Here is a 15158-nt window from a genome sequence, read left to right as displayed (position 1 = left end):
ATTCTCTAGAAAGGAGGTGATCCAGCCGCACCTTCCGATACGGCTACCTTGTTACGACTTCACCCCAGTCATGAACCCTGCCGTGGCAATCGCCCTCCTTGCGGTTAGGCTAACTGCTTCTGGCAAAACCCACTCCCATGGTGTGACGGGCGGTGTGTACAAGACCCGGGAACGTATTCACCGCGACATGCTGATCCGCGATTACTAGCGATTCCAGCTTCACGTAGTCGAGTTGCAGACTACGATCCGGACTACGATGCGTTTTAAGAGATTAGCTCCCCCTCGCGGGTTGGCAACCCTCTGTACGCACCATTGTATGACGTGTGAAGCCCTACCCATAAGGGCCATGAGGACTTGACGTCATCCCCACCTTCCTCCGGTTTGTCACCGGCAGTCTCTTTAGAGTGCTCTTGCGTAGCAACTAAAGACAAGGGTTGCGCTCGTTGCGGGACTTAACCCAACATCTCACGACACGAGCTGACGACAGCCATGCAGCACCTGTGTTCACTTTCCCTTACGGGCACCTAATGTATCTCTACTTCGTTAGTGACATGTCAAGGGTAGGTAAGGTTTTTCGCGTTGCATCGAATTAATCCACATCATCCACCGCTTGTGCGGGTCCCCGTCAATTCCTTTGAGTTTTAATCTTGCGACCGTACTCCCCAGGCGGCTGACTTCACGCGTTAGCTACGTTACTGAGAATGTAAATTCCCAACAACTAGTCAGCATCGTTTAGGGCGTGGACTACCAGGGTATCTAATCCTGTTTGCTCCCCACGCTTTCGTGCATGAGCGTCAGTGTTATCCCAGGGGGCTGCCTTCGCCATTGGTGTTCCTCCACATATCTACGCATTTCACTGCTACACGTGGAATTCCACCCCCCTCTGACACACTCTAGCTATACAGTCACAGACGCCATTCCCAGGTTAAGCCCGGGGATTTCACGCCTGTCTTGTATAACCGCCTGCGCACGCTTTACGCCCAGTAATTCCGATTAACGCTCGCACCCTACGTATTACCGCGGCTGCTGGCACGTAGTTAGCCGGTGCTTATTCTTCAGGTACCGTCATTCGCAGACTGTGTTAGAGCTGCTGTTTCTTCCCTGACAAAAGAGCTTTACAACCCGAAGGCCTTCTTCACTCACGCGGCATTGCTGGATCAGGGTTGCCCCCATTGTCCAAAATTCCCCACTGCTGCCTCCCGTAGGAGTCTGGGCCGTGTCTCAGTCCCAGTGTGGCTGATCGTCCTCTCAGACCAGCTACTGATCATCGCCTTGGTGAGCTTTTACCTCACCAACAAGCTAATCAGACATCGGCCGCTCTAATCGCGCGAGGCCTTACGGTCCCCCGCTTTCCCCCTCAGGGCGTATGCGGTATTAGCGCAACTTTCGCTGCGTTATCCCCCACGATAAGGTACGTTCCGATGTATTACTCACCCGTTCGCCACTCGCCACCAGGTGCAAGCACCCGTGCTGCCGTTCGACTTGCATGTGTAAGGCATGCCGCCAGCGTTCAATCTGAGCCAGGATCAAACTCTTCAGTTCAATTCCTGTGAACCTTGCGGTTCGTCGCACTCATTTAAGAAATTGACTTGGTAAAAAACCAAATCATTTTTACTGTCTATGAGTACTGTTTATTTACATCTGTCCCGAAGGACTGGATGCCTCTACTCAGTACCCACAATTATCGGTTGACTAATTTTTAAAGAAGGCTGTCCCCAGAGATAATTCATGGAAATTCAGCGAAGTCCATAACTATGACATACCCTTAGAGGGATGTCAACACCTTCTTACAAATATTTTTATGCTGCCGGACCCCCAAATTAGCCCCATCAATTTGGGCTGCAATAAAATCAATGGCTTAGAAAGCCCCCTAGGCCAAATCTTTAAATGCATATGAAGCGGGGGCTCTAGATATTAGGGTAAATACTAATTAATTAGGATCAAAAAGCATCCGAATTTAGTTTGCGGCTGGATTTGTGTCTGGTTGCGAGGTTCTTGCCTTGCCTTCTTGCTCAAGGCGCTGCTTCTCAGCCTCCGAAATAATGTCAAAAAAGGCAAACACCTGCTTCACACCGCTTACCTTGCTGACAATTTGCTTGGCTTTGTCAGCCTCTTGTTGCGTCAATATGCCCATTAAATAAACTTTACCGCTCTCAACCGATATGTTCATGGAATTTGAGGGGACGTCGGGACTAAAAATGAGTTGGGTTTTGATGTTTGAGGCCAAATAAGCATCACTTGCCCTTTGACCCAATGAGCTATTGGGTCCGATCACAATTTCATTAAACAAAGAGCGAACATTCTTCATCGCCTTCACATCATTACCTGCCTGAGTTTTAATGGTCTCGTCTTTCGCCTCACCGATTAGAAGAACTTTTTGGTTAAAAGAGACGACAACGATGTGCGCAGAATCCCCAAACTTTCTGGAGAGTTGACTATTGGCCTCAATCTCAATTCCTAAATCAATTGCCTGAACCGCAGGCGTTCTGCGATCAGCCAAGATTGTTGCCCCGCCTACCATACCGCCCACGACTAAAACGCCGCAAGCAGACAGCTGCAGGGCGAGTAGGGTCGCAAAAACTATTTTGACGAGTCGCATCATTTCAATCCTCGCTAAACAAAACGTGATCCACGCCATCGCAAAGGCAGTGCAATAAAAGCAAATGGGTTTCTTGAATGCGCGCAGTACGAGTTGCTGGAACACATAAATGAACATCTTCTCCACTTAGCAAGGCGGCAATTTTTCCCCCGCCATTGCCTGTCATCGCAACAATATGAATACCAATCTTTTTAGCTGCTTCAATCGCCTTGATGACATTCTTTGAGTTCCCAGATGTTGATATAGCAATCAATACATCGCCTGGACGCCCAATGCCCCGCACCTGCTTGCTAAATACGTCCTCATAGCTGTAATCATTTCCGATGGCTGTCAATATCGATGAGTCAGTTGTGAGTGCGAGCGCGGCAAGCTCGCGACGCTCTCGTTCAAAACGACCCATTAGTTCAGCTGCAAAATGTTGTGCGTCTGCTGCGGATCCACCATTCCCGCAGGCCATTATTTTTCCGCCCGCTTCAATCGATTGAGTGATCAAAAGAATGGCGCGCGCTATTTCTGAAGGTAAGGCCTCGGCCCCTAACTGCTTTGTCGTAATACTGTCAACAAAATGCTGTTTTGCCCTGGCTTTTAGCTCATCGACTGGTTTTGTTTTCATCACAATATTATGCTCTGTTTTGCCGCCCCCAATGCCGATCCATATGATTTTCATTTCAATTCATTTGCAGGGATAATTAATTCTAAAGGGGTTCTTCATGCTGGAAATACCATCACTCGATGCATTGCAAAAGCAGGACTTTCCAAGCGCCAGTTTGTATGTCGTTGCCACCCCCATTGGAAATCTGGGGGACATTACTTTAAGAGCATTGCATCTACTGAACCTTGTTGACGGCATTGCCTGTGAGGACAAGCGTCATAGCCTATTACTTCTCAAGCATTATGGGATTAACAAACCAATGGTGGCCATTCATGAGCACAACGAACTTGAGGCAGCAAAAAAACTAATAGCCCGTCTTGAGGCGGGAGAGCGCTGGGCCTATCTATCAGACGCCGGTACCCCAGGAGTCTCCGATCCTGGTGCTCGATTGGTCGCCGAAGTTCAAATGAACGGCTATCGAACCATTCCCATTCCAGGTGCTAGCGCACTGACTACCATGCTCTCGATTGCAGGAGAAGTGCTGCTAGCAGCCCATGGGCAATTTCAGTTTCTTGGTTTTTTGCCTAGCTCAAAAAATGAGATGGAAGAGGCGCTTCGTTTAATGATTGAAAGTCCCATTCCAACGGTGTTTTACGAGAGCCCCCATCGCCTAACCAAGACCTTAATTCGATTGAGTGAGCTTCTTAATAATGATCGACGATTAATCATAGGACGAGAGCTTAGTAAAAAATTTGAGAGTCTTTTTTCATTAAAGCCCAGCGAAATCCAAACCTGGCTAGAAAATCCTAATCACCTAAAGGGGGAGTTTGTCTTTATTCTTCAGGGCCGGGATCGCAAAATCGTTACCGAAAACGATGCGCCTCTACGCCTAGCCCAATTGCTCAGCAAGCAATTAAGCAGCAAAGATCTTTGTGCAGTTTTGCAGTCGATGTATGGCCTACAAAAAAATGAGGCTTACGAACTTGCCCTTGCCGTAAAGAAAGGGGGCGACTAATTACTTCGCTGGCTCTGCAGGTGCCGGTGCGGGAGCGGGTGCTTTGGGCTCAGCAAATTTTCCACCTGCTGAATTCGCTAAATAAACAACCGATCGAGCAATTTCATAATCGCTAACATCTGCAGGACTTGCACCGCCACGAGCGGGCATGGCACCCTTACCCTTCATAACCGATGCATAGAGCGCATCATAGCCCTTGGCAATTCTGCCGCCCCAGGTGGATGGATCGCCATACTTTGGAGCGCCAGCAGCGCCCGAGTTATGGCAAGAAGCGCACACTGCTTTGTAAACCGCCTCACCCGTTTGAACTTCACGGGGAGCGCTGGCATCCTTGAAATTCAATTTACCAACCGGCTTAATCAAGGTCTCAGTGCTTTTCTCTGAACCCACATTTTCTTTATTTTTTCCACTGCTGACATAAACAATCAACAGGAAAATAATGATTAGGGGTACAAAAAAACTAGCAATGACCGCAATGCTCAATTGCTTTGTATTTTTGATTAAATTACCGTGCTCTTCACTCATAATGGCTCGAAAAAGGGTGGTTAATTAAGAATGCATTGAATTATACCGAGAGCAACCTGGTTTCAGGCACTTACAATACATACTGATTTATTTTGAATGCGCCCGTAGCTCAGTGGATAGAGTATTGGCCTCCGAAGCCAAGGGTCGCAGGTTCGATTCCTGCCGGGCGCGCCATTTTCATCAATTTGTAACACCGAATGGCAAAAAACCGCTATGATTTGGGCATCTTTAGAAAGTCATTGTGTCAGAGCTAAATAGCGCCCTTCACTCCACCCAGGCTCTAGCCAACCCGGCACCCTTAAGCCCAGATCTTCCCCTTCCTCACCGCAAGGTTATTCGCTCATGGTTGAGCCCAATGACCGAGGGAAACACGGTTCGGGCCATTTCTCTTTTGATCCTAGATTCGTTCTTGTGGGTTCTTAGCATTGCCGCAACGGTTTACTTTGAGAATATTCTGATCAAAATTCTGTTTGGCGTGATTGCCGGCTTTATCACCGGGCGAATCTTTATCTTGGGTCATGATGCCTGTCACCAAAGTTTTACCGCTCATCGCACCCTAAACAAAGTGCTTGGTCGCATTGCCTTTTTGCCGTCCCTTACTCCATATAGCCTTTGGGATATTGGGCACAACGTAGTCCATCATGGACAAACCAACCTCAAGGGCTTTGATTTTGTTTGGGCGCCTCTTTCAAAGTCAGAATATGACGCCCTTCCCAAATGGCGACAATTTTTGGAGCGGCACTATCGAAGTGGTTGGGGCCCCATCGCCTACTATTTGATTGAAATTTGGTGGAACAAAATGTTCTTCCCCAATAAAAAATACCGCCCTGCGGACCGTTCTATTTTTGTAAAAGATAACCTTCTAGTGAGCGCCTTTGCCCTGATCTGGATTGGGCTTTTGAGCTTTTTTGCCATCAACACGGGGCAATCTGTTCTGATCACCTTACTTTGTGGCTTTGTGCTGCCCTATTTGTTCTGGAACGGGATGATTGGCTTTGTGGTCTACGTACACCATACCCATCCGGCAGTTTGTTGGTACGACAATAAATCCGAGTGGTTAAGGGCGCAGCCATTTGTATCAACCACGGTTCACCTAACTTTTGGTTTCTATTGGGGGGCCCTGATGCATCACATCATGGAACATACGGCGCATCACGTCGATATGAGCGTTCCCCTTTATAACCTGCCGGCAGCTCAAAATCGACTGGAAACCCTTTTACCAGAAAGAATTATTGTTCAGCCGTTCTCTTGGAAGTGGTATTTTGATACTGCCAAGACCTGCAAACTCTATGACTTTACGGAGAAGGCTTGGCTTGATTTTGATGGCAATAAAACTGCGGATTCCGTTCGGGTTCTGCTTACCCCCTCTAACAATGGGGAAACGAGGTAAAATAATGGTTTCGAGAAGATTTATCAGATTCCGTTATGACCACGTCAACCACCCCAACTCCCACCCAAGACACTTCTCCTAGCCTTAAGTTTTGCTCTTCATGCAGCCGGGAAAAAAGGTTAGAAGGGGGCACTTGGATTCCTACGAGCAATCGTAAACAGCGTTGGATTTGCGCAAGCTGCCTTTACAACCGCACCCACCGCACCGGTTCAGCTAAAGCCTAAGCGCTATCCCCTACATAGGGGTTACTTTCTCTCTCGCGGCCAAAGGTCGACATCGGGCCATGGCCTGGCACAAAATGCACATCGTTGCCTAGAGGCCATAACTTCGTTTTGATGGCATGTATTAGATCTGCGTGATTCCCTTTTGGAAAATCAGTCCTGCCAATCGATCCAGCAAATAAGACATCGCCAACAAAAGCAAGGCGGGTAGGCTCGTCATAGAACACGACATGACCCGGCGTATGTCCTGGGCAATGAAACACCTTTAGCTCATGCTCTCCGAGATGAACCGTATCCCCATCGAGCAACCAACGGTCTGGCTCAAAGGGTTCGGCCTCTCCAAAACCAAAACGGACCGTTTGCTCGGGAAGCTGATCAAGCCAAAACTTTTCAAGAGGGTGGGGGCCCTCAATAGGAACCTGCCATTTCTTAGCAAGCTCTTTTGCCCCAGCGCAATGATCCAAATGACCATGAGTTAACAGCACCTTGCTGAGTTTGACATTCAGCTTGGATAAGGCGTCTTCAATTTTTTCTAAATCTCCACCTGGATCGACAACTGCCGCTTCTTTGGTCTTCTCACAAAACAAGATTGAGCAATTTTGCTCAAATGGTGTCACAGGAACAATTGCGAGCTTTAAGGTCATGTCGATATGATTAAATTCTTGATTAGTGTCGTTAAAATATTCTAATGAATATATCAAACGATCTTTTATTTGCACAAACCCATGAATGGGTTAAACGTGGTGATGACGGCCAATGTTGGGTTGGCATTAGTAACCATGCTCAAGAGGCCTTAGGGGATATCCTTTTTCTGAAGCTTCCTGAGCTTGGGTCTTTAGTGAAACAGGGCGAGGCTTGCGCTACGATTGAATCGCTCAAAGCGGCAAGCGATATTCATGCGCCAATTAGTGGGATCATTAGCGAAATTAATGTCACTGCAGTAGACAAACCAGAAAGCATCAACACTCAACCCTATGATGTTTGGCTCTTTAAAATTCAGGCAAACGATGAAGCGCTGTCTGTTAACGAGCTTGCTTTATTACAAAGTGCCGGTCAATACGAGTCTGGCGTTAGTAGCTAAATAAATAGGGGATCGCGCTCAATAGACCAGCGCACTTTACCCACTTTTGACATTCGTCCGACCGATTGTTGGCGTAAATAGTATTCAAGCTCATTCAGTAGGGCCTGAAGCGGTGCCCTGTGGCGTGACTCAATTAATAATTGTGATCGCTCCCATCCGCCTAGTCGAGCGATTGATTTGGGCACTGGATCAAAGACGGTGATTCCCGTTTGCAAATGAGCGGTTTTCTGCAAAAATTGTTTTGCATGATTTAGCCACATCAATACTTCCTTTTTCTGCTTTGCCTCCGCATGCACCAAAGCTTGATAACTAAATGGTGGTAGGCCCGCCTCCTGACGGGTAGACATTAAATACTCCATGAATCCGGTCAGATCAAATGTTTTTATATATTGATAGACGGGATCATCTGGATATCGGGTTTCAATCAATATCTGGGTAGGTTCACCACTAAAACGCCCAGCGCGCCCAGCTACCTGAACAAGTTGAGCAAATAAATGTTCCGGCGCCATATAGTCATTGGTATACAGCCTTGCATCTGCATCCAGGACGCAAACTAGGCCGATATTTTGATAATCGTGCCCCTTCGCTAGCATTTGTGTACCAACAATAATTTGTGCTGCACCATCATGTATTTTTTGAAACAGTTCCTCGGTTTTTTTACTCGTTCGTGCAGTATCGGCGTCAACGCGTAGTACTGTTACTTGTGGGAACAGTGTTTGCAACTGATCCTCGACTTTCTGGGTTCCCCTCCCGAGCGGCTGCAAATCAACATCACCGCACCTTGGGCACCCCTGTGGAATGGCTTTCACCATGCCGCAATGATGGCAACACAACATGGGCGTTTTAAAGTGCCCTAACTGTCGATGCATCACCATATAACTGGAACAATGATCACACTCACTTAACCAATCACACGATGAACAACTAAGAACGGGCGCCATACCGCGACGATTAATCAATATCAGACTCTGTCGGCCTTTGTGAAGATTCTGTTCAAGCGCCCGGATCATCACCGGGTTGATGGTAATTAAACGCGAGGATTTGTCGGGGACCACTAGTTCGACATTAGGCATTTGAAACCCCCCAGCTCGATTGGCCAATTGAATTTCCTGATACCGACCTTCTTTCACTGCATGCCAAGTTTGTGAGGAAGGCGTTGCTGAAACTAGAACAATTGGCAGGCCTTCGTTTTTTGCACGCCACACGGCTAAGTCGCGCGCTGAATAAGCCATACCTTCCTGCTGCTTAAAGGAGCTGTCATTTTCCTCGTCAACCACAATCGCTGCCAATTTTGGCAAGGGGGTCATGATCGATAGCCGCGTTCCTAATACAATGCGCGCAGCCCCTGTCATTGCCCGATACCAAGCAATGGCACGTTGCTTCTCCGTTAATCCACTGTGAAGAACGGCCAGAATCTCCTGGGGGAAATATTCTTGAATCCGCCTTTGTAATTGCGGAGTTAAATTAATTTCGGGCAGCATGATTAATACTTGGCCGCTGGGATCTTGCTTGAGCAGGGCTTCAATAAACGTAAGATAAACGGCTGTTTTGCCACTACCGGTCACCCCGTTGAGAAGGAATGTATTAAATGTGCCTGGTTTGTGGCCATTTAGGATCTGAATTGCTTGTCTTTGATCACCATTGAGCTCCTCAAGGGAGAGTTTTTTCTCCTTGGCTTTTGATTCGGTTGCATCCTTTGTTTTGAGATTTAAATAATCAAGTGACTTATTCCAGTTGCTCGCAGTGCGCCACCATTTCGGTATCGCTGACAAGATTGTTTCGCCAAGCCCATGAACATAATATTGGGAAGCAAAATACGCCAATTCCATCAAGCGGCTATCGATCGGGTTTAGGGGCGCAATCTGAAGTACTTTCTTTAATTTTGATTCATTTAAATGAGAGTAAGTAGTTACTTCAACAACTATACCTGGTAGATTTGTTCGTCCAAAAGGAACCTCAACCAACATCCCGACCCGGGGTATGGTGCGAAGCGTTTCTTTATCCCATAGGTAATCAAAGGCCTCCGGAAGGGGCCGATCGACAACAACTTTAACGATGATTGGCGCTGATTGATTCAATAAAGTAGTGTATTGATTAGTCTGTGGATAACTTTGTGGACAACCACTTCTTGGGCTGAAGAGCAAGAAAAGTAATGGCGGATCCTAACTTCCTTGAATCAAATGAATATTAACGAATATTTAATTAAATCAATAACTTATTGAGCATACTCAAACTATGAGATGCGGTCTATTGATGATCTCCATGAAATCCAATGAGCCGGCCTCATTTGTGCATAAGTCTACCCCCAAACCTACCAAAGCAAGGGGGCAAAACAGCTAAATCAAGCCCTGCGCAAATATTCTGAATGCTCGATAACGGTCTTGGCTAAAACAGTAACGCTATCTGGATTCGTGAACTGAGAGATTCCGTGCCCCAAATTGAAAATGTGCGCATCGAGGGGGTGGAGGTCCACCTTCAAAGCAGGGGCCTTGCTAAGACCATCCAAGATTTTCTTGGTCTGTACCTCAATTTGTTCTGGATTGGCAAATAAGGCCAGAGGGTCAAGATTGCCTTGAATCGCAATGGATTTATTTTTTTCAACCAGCCGAGCTCTTGCTTTAGCCACCGACATTGTCCAATCGAGCCCAATCACATCGGCCCCGGATTCTGCCATGTCATCAAGCCATAAGCCGCCGCCCTTAGTAAAAATAATGATTGGCACTTTTTGGCCATTTAACTCCTGAGGAAGCTGGTCAATCACCTTACGCATACTTGCCAATGAGATGTCCTGGTACCAACCATCGGGCAATAACCCGCCCCAGGTATCAAAAATCATCAGCGCCTGAGCCCCTGAGCGCAATTGCTCCGTCAAATAGGCGGCTACGGATTGAACATTAATGTCCAGGATATGCTTGAGCAAATCCGGGCGATTAAACATCATGGTCTTCGCGTGTCGAAAATCATCTGAGCCTGAGCCATCTACCATGTAACAAGCTAAGGTCCACGGACTACCCGAGAATCCAATCAGAGGAACGCGCTGCTTACCGTCTTGGATCAACGACTTCCGAATTTGCGCCACCGCATCAAATACGTATTGCAGTTCATGGAGGTCTGCAGGCCTTAAGTTTTTAACGGCCTCCTCAGTTCGCAGGGGATGGGCAAAACTTGGGCCCTCGCCCGCAGCAAACTGAAGACCTAGACCCATTGCATCAGGGATGGTCAAAATATCAGAAAACAAAATAGCCGCATCTAAGGGGTAGCGGTCTAATGGCTGTAAGGTAACCTCTGTTGCATACCCAGGATTTTTAGCAAGGCCCAAAAAACTACCAGCCTTCGCACGAGTTGCATTGTATTCAGGTAGATATCGGCCTGCCTGACGCATCAGCCACAAAGGTGTGCGATCCGTTTTTTGACCCAAACAGGCCCGAAGGAAGCGATCGTTTGCTAACAATTGAGCTTACTTCTTACGACGCAAGCGCGCAATTGCAGCCAATTGAGCTGCGGCCATTGCAAACTCAGACTGGGCGTAGGCAATATCAAAATCACCGGCACGATTTTGCATGGCTTCTTCAGCACGCCTTTTTGCCTCAAGCGCCTTAGCCTCATCCAGATCATGGCCACGGATTGCGGTATCAGCCAAAACCGTAACGCAATCTGGCTGAACCTCTAAATAACCGCCAGCAACAAACACAAACTCTTCATCGCCATCCGCCTTTTCAATCCGCACTGAACCAGGCCGAATGCGAGTAATTAAGGGGGTGTGGCCATGCAGAATTCCAAGCTCGCCTGATTCGCCTGGGAGGGCTACAAATTTAGCCTCGCCGCTAAAAATCGACTGCTCTGCACTCACCACATCAACATGAATGGTTGCCATTAGAGTTTCTTCGCTTTCTCAATGGCCTCATCAATCGAACCAACCATATAAAAGGCCTGCTCTGGCAAATGGTCAAGTTCACCACTAACAATCATCTTAAAGCCACGAATTGTCTCTTTTAGAGGAACGTATTTTCCAGGTGAGCCAGTGAAAACTTCGGCAACGTGGAAAGGCTGAGATAAGAAACGTTGGATCTTACGAGCACGGGCAACGGCTAACTTATCCTCGGGGGAGAGCTCGTCCATACCTAAAATCGCAATGATGTCTCGTAATTCTTTATAACGTTGCAATGTCATTTGCACACCTCGCGCAACTTCATAATGCTCGGTTCCCACCACCTGCGGGTCAAGCTGTCGGCTTGTTGAGTCCAAAGGATCAACCGCTGGATAAATACCCAACGCTGCGATGTCACGAGATAACACGACCGTGGAATCTAAGTGCAAGAAGGTGGTGGCCGGCGATGGATCAGTTAAGTCGTCAGCTGGAACATAAACCGCCTGAATCGATGTAATCGAACCTGTTTTGGTCGAAGTGATTCGCTCTTGAAGCTTTCCCATCTCTTCGGCCAAGGTAGGCTGATATCCCACGGCGGATGGCATACGGCCCAATAGAGCGGATACTTCAGTACCTGCAAGGGTGTAGCGGTAAATGTTGTCAACGAAAAACAGAATGTCGCGGCCTTCGTCACGGAATGCTTCGGCCATTGTCAGGCCGGTTAACGCGACACGCAAACGGTTGCCTGGGGGCTCGTTCATCTGACCAAAGACCATGGCCACTTTATCGATCACGTTTGACTCTTTCATTTCATGATAGAAGTCGTTACCTTCACGAGTGCGCTCACCGACTCCCGCAAACACTGACAAACCGGAGTGCTGTTTCGCAATATTGTTAATGAGCTCCATCATGTTCACGGTTTTTCCAACACCCGCGCCTCCGAAGAGTCCGACCTTACCGCCCTTAGCAAATGGGCAGACGAGATCGATCACCTTAATACCGGTTTCAAGCAAATCCACCGATGGTGATAACTCATCAAACTTTGGTGCGGATTGATGAATTGAGCGGCGATCTTGGGTCGCAATTGGACCAGCGTCATCGATCGGACGACCTAATACATCCATGATGCGGCCTAAGGTTGCGGGACCAACCGGCACAGAAATTCCCGCACCAGTCGCCTTCACCTCCATGCCACGACGCAAACCATCGCTAGCGCCCATCGCAATCGCGCGAACCACGCCATCGCCAATTTGCTGCTGAACCTCAAAGGTCAATCCTTTTTCAGCAAATGAGGCCTCATTACTTTCGACCAAGGTTAATGCGTCATAGATATTGGGCATCTTGTCTCGGGGGAACTGAATATCCACCACTGCACCAATACACTGAACAATATTTCCGATGCTCATCACATTTCTCCGCTATTTAATCTTTAAAAATCTTCACTTAAACCGCCGCCGCTCCGCCGACGATCTCGGAAAGCTCCTTGGTAATCGCCGCTTGACGGGTTTTGTTATAAATCAGTTGCAATTCACCGATGACATTCTTTGCGTTATCAGACGCGGCTTTCATAGCCACCATCCTGGCTGACTGCTCTGACGCCATATTCTCTGCGACCGCTTGATAAATCAGCGCCTCAATGTAGCGCTTCAAAAGGCCGTTCAGTACTGATTCTGCATCAGGCTCATAGATGTAATCCCAGCCATGCCCCGTATTTGTTTCTTTGCTCAAGTCATCAGCCTCGAGCGGCAAAAGCTTCTCTAAGACAGGCTCTTGTTTCATGGTGTTAATAAATCGGGTATAGGCTAAATACACCGCATCCACCTCGCCACGCTCAAATGCATCGAGTTGTGCAGTGATTGCCCCAATTAAGCTATCCATGTGCGGGGTGTCGCCCAACAAAACTGATTGGGACAAAAGCTTTGCCTTAGTTCGATTTAAAAACTGCAAGCCCTTCGAACCAATTGCAGTGAACTCAACAGAAACATTCTTCTCGCTAAAGTCGCGCATCTGATTCGTGACCAAACGAAGGACGTTGGTATTTAAACCTCCACACAATCCCTTGTCGGTGCTTACTAAAATCAGGCCCGCCTTCTTTATCTCGCGCACAGCCATATATACCGGACGATATTCTGGATTTGCTTTTGACAGATTAGCGGTGATTGCCCGAATTTTTTCAGAGTAAGGTCTTGCTGAACGCATACGCTCTTGAGCGCGCCGCATCTTAGAAGCGGCGACCATTTCCATCGCTTTAGTGATCTTGCGCGTATTTTGAACGCTCTTGATCTTGGTGCGTATTTCTTTTGTGCCGGCCATGATTGCCTATCTTAAAAAGTGCCAGCGCGTTTAAAGTCTTCAATGGCAGAGCGAAGAGCAGCCTCGTCGTCCTTGCTCAAATCTTTGGTGTCCTCAATACGGCCAACCAAATCAGCATACTTTGACTTCAAATGCTCATGCAGGCCTTTTTCGAATGGCAAAACCTGTTTGATCTCTAGGTCGTCAAAGAAGCCGTTATTTACTGCGTACAAAGAGGCGGCCATTTGCCATACTTGCATGGGCAAATACTGGGGCTGCTTCAGCAATTCGGTAACTCGGCGACCACGCTCTAATTGCTTACGGGTTGCTTCGTCAAGATCGGAGGCAAACTGGGCAAAAGCTGCTAATTCACGATACTGGGCAAGGTCTGTACGAATACCGCCGGATAATTTTTTAATCACTTTGGTTTGTGCCGCTCCACCTACGCGCGATACGGATATACCCGCATTAATTGCGGGACGAATACCTGCATTAAACAAATCAGTTTCTAGGAAGATCTGGCCGTCCGTAATCGAAATCACATTGGTTGGCACGAAAGCCGATACGTCGCCAGCTTGGGTCTCAATCACTGGCAAAGCAGTTAAAGATCCCGTTTTTCCTTTGACAGCACCGTTCGTGAATTTCTCCACATAATCTGCGTTCACGCGGGCCGCGCGCTCTAATAAGCGGGAGTGTAAATAGAAAACATCGCCAGGGTAGGCTTCGCGACCTGGGGGACGACGTAGCAAAAGAGAAATTTGACGATAAGCAACAGCCTGCTTGGTTAAGTCGTCATAAATAATCAGGGCATCTTCGCCGCGATCACGGAAATACTCGCCCATGGTGCAACCAGCGTAAGCCGATAAATACTGCATCGCAGGAGACTCTGATGCACTTGCTGCAACCACGATGGTGTATTCCATCGCACCAAGCTCAGTCAACTTGCGAACCACGTTTGCAATTGTCGACGCCTTCTGACCGATCGCAACATAAATACAGTAAACGCCCTTACCCTTTTGATTGATGATGGCATCCACAGCAACGGCGGTTTTACCAGTTTGACGATCGCCAATAATGAGCTCACGCTGACCACGACCGATCGGCACCATCGCATCAATCGCCTTTAGGCCAGTTTGCACCGGCTGACTAACCGATTGACGCGCAATCACGCCGGGAGCGACTTTTTCAATAAAGTCTGTCAGCTTGGTATTTATAGGGCCCTTGCCATCGATAGGCTGGCCGAGGGCATTAACAACTCGACCGAGCAACTCTGGTCCAACAGGAACCTCAAGAATGCGGCCGGTACATTTGACGGCGTCGCCTTCTTTAATATGAGTGTATTCACCCAATACCACGGCACCGACGGAGTCGCGCTCTAGGTTCAATGCCAAACCAATGGTGCCCCCAGGAAACTCAAGCATCTCTCCCTGCATGACCCCAGATAAACCATAAATGCGGCAAATACCGTCGGTTACCGAAATCACGGTTCCCTCATTACGAATCTTTGAATCAACGCCTAATTCGTTAATTCGGCTTTTGATCAGTTCGCTGATCTCGGAAGGGTTTAGTTGCATC

Annotated in this window: 13 protein-coding genes, 1 tRNA gene and 1 rRNA gene; 4 read left to right on the top strand and 11 right to left on the bottom strand. The window is 47.9% G+C overall.

Translation table 11 applies throughout. The annotated features are described in order from the left end of the window. Window positions 1–9 precede the first annotated feature (9 nt). The 3 genes from AOC32_RS00150 to AOC32_RS00140 all read right to left on the bottom strand — a co-directional run bounded on the left by AOC32_RS00150 (window position 10) and on the right by AOC32_RS00140 (window position 3212). Window positions 10–1542: ribosomal RNA gene (locus AOC32_RS00150) — 16S ribosomal RNA — on the bottom strand. A gap of 415 nt (window positions 1543–1957) precedes the next feature. Beyond that, a complete protein-coding gene (locus AOC32_RS00145) occupies window positions 1958–2602 on the bottom strand; it encodes a BON domain-containing protein (RefSeq protein WP_234409757.1) in 645 nt (214 codons plus the stop codon). Window position 2603: 1 nt separating this feature from the next. Next, window positions 2604–3212 carry a phosphoheptose isomerase gene (locus tag AOC32_RS00140; RefSeq protein ID WP_108509264.1) on the bottom strand — a complete coding sequence of 203 codons (609 nt, stop codon included), beginning with the start codon at window positions 3210–3212 and terminating at the stop codon, window positions 2604–2606. Between the two features lie 97 nt (window positions 3213–3309). Here AOC32_RS00140 and rsmI point away from each other — a divergent pair, with 97 nt between their 5' ends. Then, window positions 3310–4206 (top strand): 16S rRNA (cytidine(1402)-2'-O)-methyltransferase, encoded by an 897-nt coding sequence (gene rsmI / locus AOC32_RS00135; protein WP_234409756.1) that lies wholly within the window; start codon window positions 3310–3312, stop codon window positions 4204–4206. Here the strand turns inward: rsmI and AOC32_RS00130 are convergent, their stop codons facing one another. Next, window positions 4207–4731: a c-type cytochrome gene (locus AOC32_RS00130; protein WP_108507568.1), complete on the bottom strand. Its 525-nt coding sequence runs from the start codon at window positions 4729–4731 to the stop codon at window positions 4207–4209. 98 nt (window positions 4732–4829) lie between these two features. Here AOC32_RS00130 and AOC32_RS00125 point away from each other — a divergent pair. Together AOC32_RS00125 and AOC32_RS00120 are read left to right on the top strand one after the other, a co-directional pair. Then, window positions 4830–4905: transfer RNA gene (locus AOC32_RS00125), tRNA-Arg, on the top strand. A 181-nt stretch (window positions 4906–5086) separates the two neighbouring features. Further along, a complete protein-coding gene (locus AOC32_RS00120; RefSeq protein ID WP_108509262.1) occupies window positions 5087–6121 on the top strand; it encodes a fatty acid desaturase in 1035 nt (344 codons plus the stop codon). A gap of 220 nt (window positions 6122–6341) precedes the next feature. Here the strand turns inward: AOC32_RS00120 and AOC32_RS00115 are convergent, their stop codons facing one another. Then, window positions 6342–6986, bottom strand: a complete 645-nt coding sequence (locus AOC32_RS00115) for an MBL fold metallo-hydrolase (RefSeq protein WP_108507567.1) — start codon at window positions 6984–6986, stop codon at window positions 6342–6344. 44 nt (window positions 6987–7030) lie between these two features. Here AOC32_RS00115 and gcvH point away from each other — a divergent pair, with 44 nt between their 5' ends. After that, on the top strand, window positions 7031–7423 hold the full coding sequence (gene gcvH, locus AOC32_RS00110) for a glycine cleavage system protein GcvH (protein WP_108507566.1): 393 nt from the start codon (window positions 7031–7033) through the stop codon (window positions 7421–7423). Here gcvH and priA read toward each other — a convergent pair. The 6 genes from priA to atpA all read right to left on the bottom strand — a co-directional run bounded on the left by priA (window position 7420) and on the right by atpA (window position 15157). After that, window positions 7420–9501: a replication restart helicase PriA gene (priA, locus tag AOC32_RS00105; RefSeq protein WP_108507565.1), complete on the bottom strand. Its 2082-nt coding sequence runs from the start codon at window positions 9499–9501 to the stop codon at window positions 7420–7422. The two genes, gcvH and priA, sit on opposite strands and share 4 nt — an antisense overlap. A gap of 263 nt (window positions 9502–9764) precedes the next feature. Beyond that, a complete protein-coding gene (hemE, locus tag AOC32_RS00100) occupies window positions 9765–10874 on the bottom strand; it encodes a uroporphyrinogen decarboxylase (RefSeq protein ID WP_108507564.1) in 1110 nt (369 codons plus the stop codon). A gap of 6 nt (window positions 10875–10880) precedes the next feature. After that, window positions 10881–11297 (bottom strand): F0F1 ATP synthase subunit epsilon, encoded by a 417-nt coding sequence (locus AOC32_RS00095; RefSeq protein ID WP_108507563.1) that lies wholly within the window; start codon window positions 11295–11297, stop codon window positions 10881–10883. After that, entirely contained in the window at window positions 11297–12697 is a 1401-nt protein-coding gene (atpD, locus tag AOC32_RS00090) for a F0F1 ATP synthase subunit beta (protein ID WP_108507562.1), read from the bottom strand. Before atpD ends, AOC32_RS00095 begins: the two co-directional genes overlap by 1 nt. A gap of 37 nt (window positions 12698–12734) precedes the next feature. Then, window positions 12735–13604: a F0F1 ATP synthase subunit gamma gene (gene atpG / locus AOC32_RS00085; RefSeq protein ID WP_108507561.1), complete on the bottom strand. Its 870-nt coding sequence runs from the start codon at window positions 13602–13604 to the stop codon at window positions 12735–12737. 11 nt (window positions 13605–13615) lie between these two features. After that, a complete protein-coding gene (atpA, locus tag AOC32_RS00080) occupies window positions 13616–15157 on the bottom strand; it encodes a F0F1 ATP synthase subunit alpha (protein WP_108507560.1) in 1542 nt (513 codons plus the stop codon). Window position 15158 lies beyond the last annotated feature (1 nt).

Source organism: Polynucleobacter acidiphobus, from assembly GCF_003065385.1.
Taxonomy (GTDB): Bacteria; Pseudomonadota; Gammaproteobacteria; order Burkholderiales; family Burkholderiaceae; genus Polynucleobacter; species Polynucleobacter acidiphobus.
This window is presented reverse-complemented; position numbering and strand designations above follow the sequence as displayed.

Bases quoted from the DNA above. Each gene is read 5' to 3' on its own strand.
- AOC32_RS00145 (WP_234409757.1), bottom strand. From the start codon at position 2,602: ATGATGCGACTCGTCAAAATAGTTTTTGCGACCCTACTCGCCCTGCAG.
- atpG (WP_108507561.1), bottom strand. From the start codon at position 13,604: ATGGCCGGCACAAAAGAAATACGCACCAAGATCAAGAGCGTTCAAAAT.
- atpA (WP_108507560.1), bottom strand. From the start codon at position 15,157: ATGCAACTAAACCCTTCCGAGATCAGCGAACTGATCAAAAGCCGAATT.
- atpD (WP_108507562.1), bottom strand. From the start codon at position 12,697: ATGAGCATCGGAAATATTGTTCAGTGTATTGGTGCAGTGGTGGATATT.
- AOC32_RS00115 (WP_108507567.1), bottom strand. From the start codon at position 6,986: ATGACCTTAAAGCTCGCAATTGTTCCTGTGACACCATTTGAGCAAAAT.
- AOC32_RS00120 (WP_108509262.1), top strand. From the start codon at position 5,087: ATGACCGAGGGAAACACGGTTCGGGCCATTTCTCTTTTGATCCTAGAT.
- AOC32_RS00095 (WP_108507563.1), bottom strand. From the start codon at position 11,297: ATGGCAACCATTCATGTTGATGTGGTGAGTGCAGAGCAGTCGATTTTT.
- rsmI (WP_234409756.1), top strand. From the start codon at position 3,310: ATGCTGGAAATACCATCACTCGATGCATTGCAAAAGCAGGACTTTCCA.
- gcvH (WP_108507566.1), top strand. From the start codon at position 7,031: ATGAATATATCAAACGATCTTTTATTTGCACAAACCCATGAATGGGTT.
- AOC32_RS00140 (WP_108509264.1), bottom strand. From the start codon at position 3,212: ATGAAAACAAAACCAGTCGATGAGCTAAAAGCCAGGGCAAAACAGCAT.
- AOC32_RS00130 (WP_108507568.1), bottom strand. From the start codon at position 4,731: ATGAGTGAAGAGCACGGTAATTTAATCAAAAATACAAAGCAATTGAGC.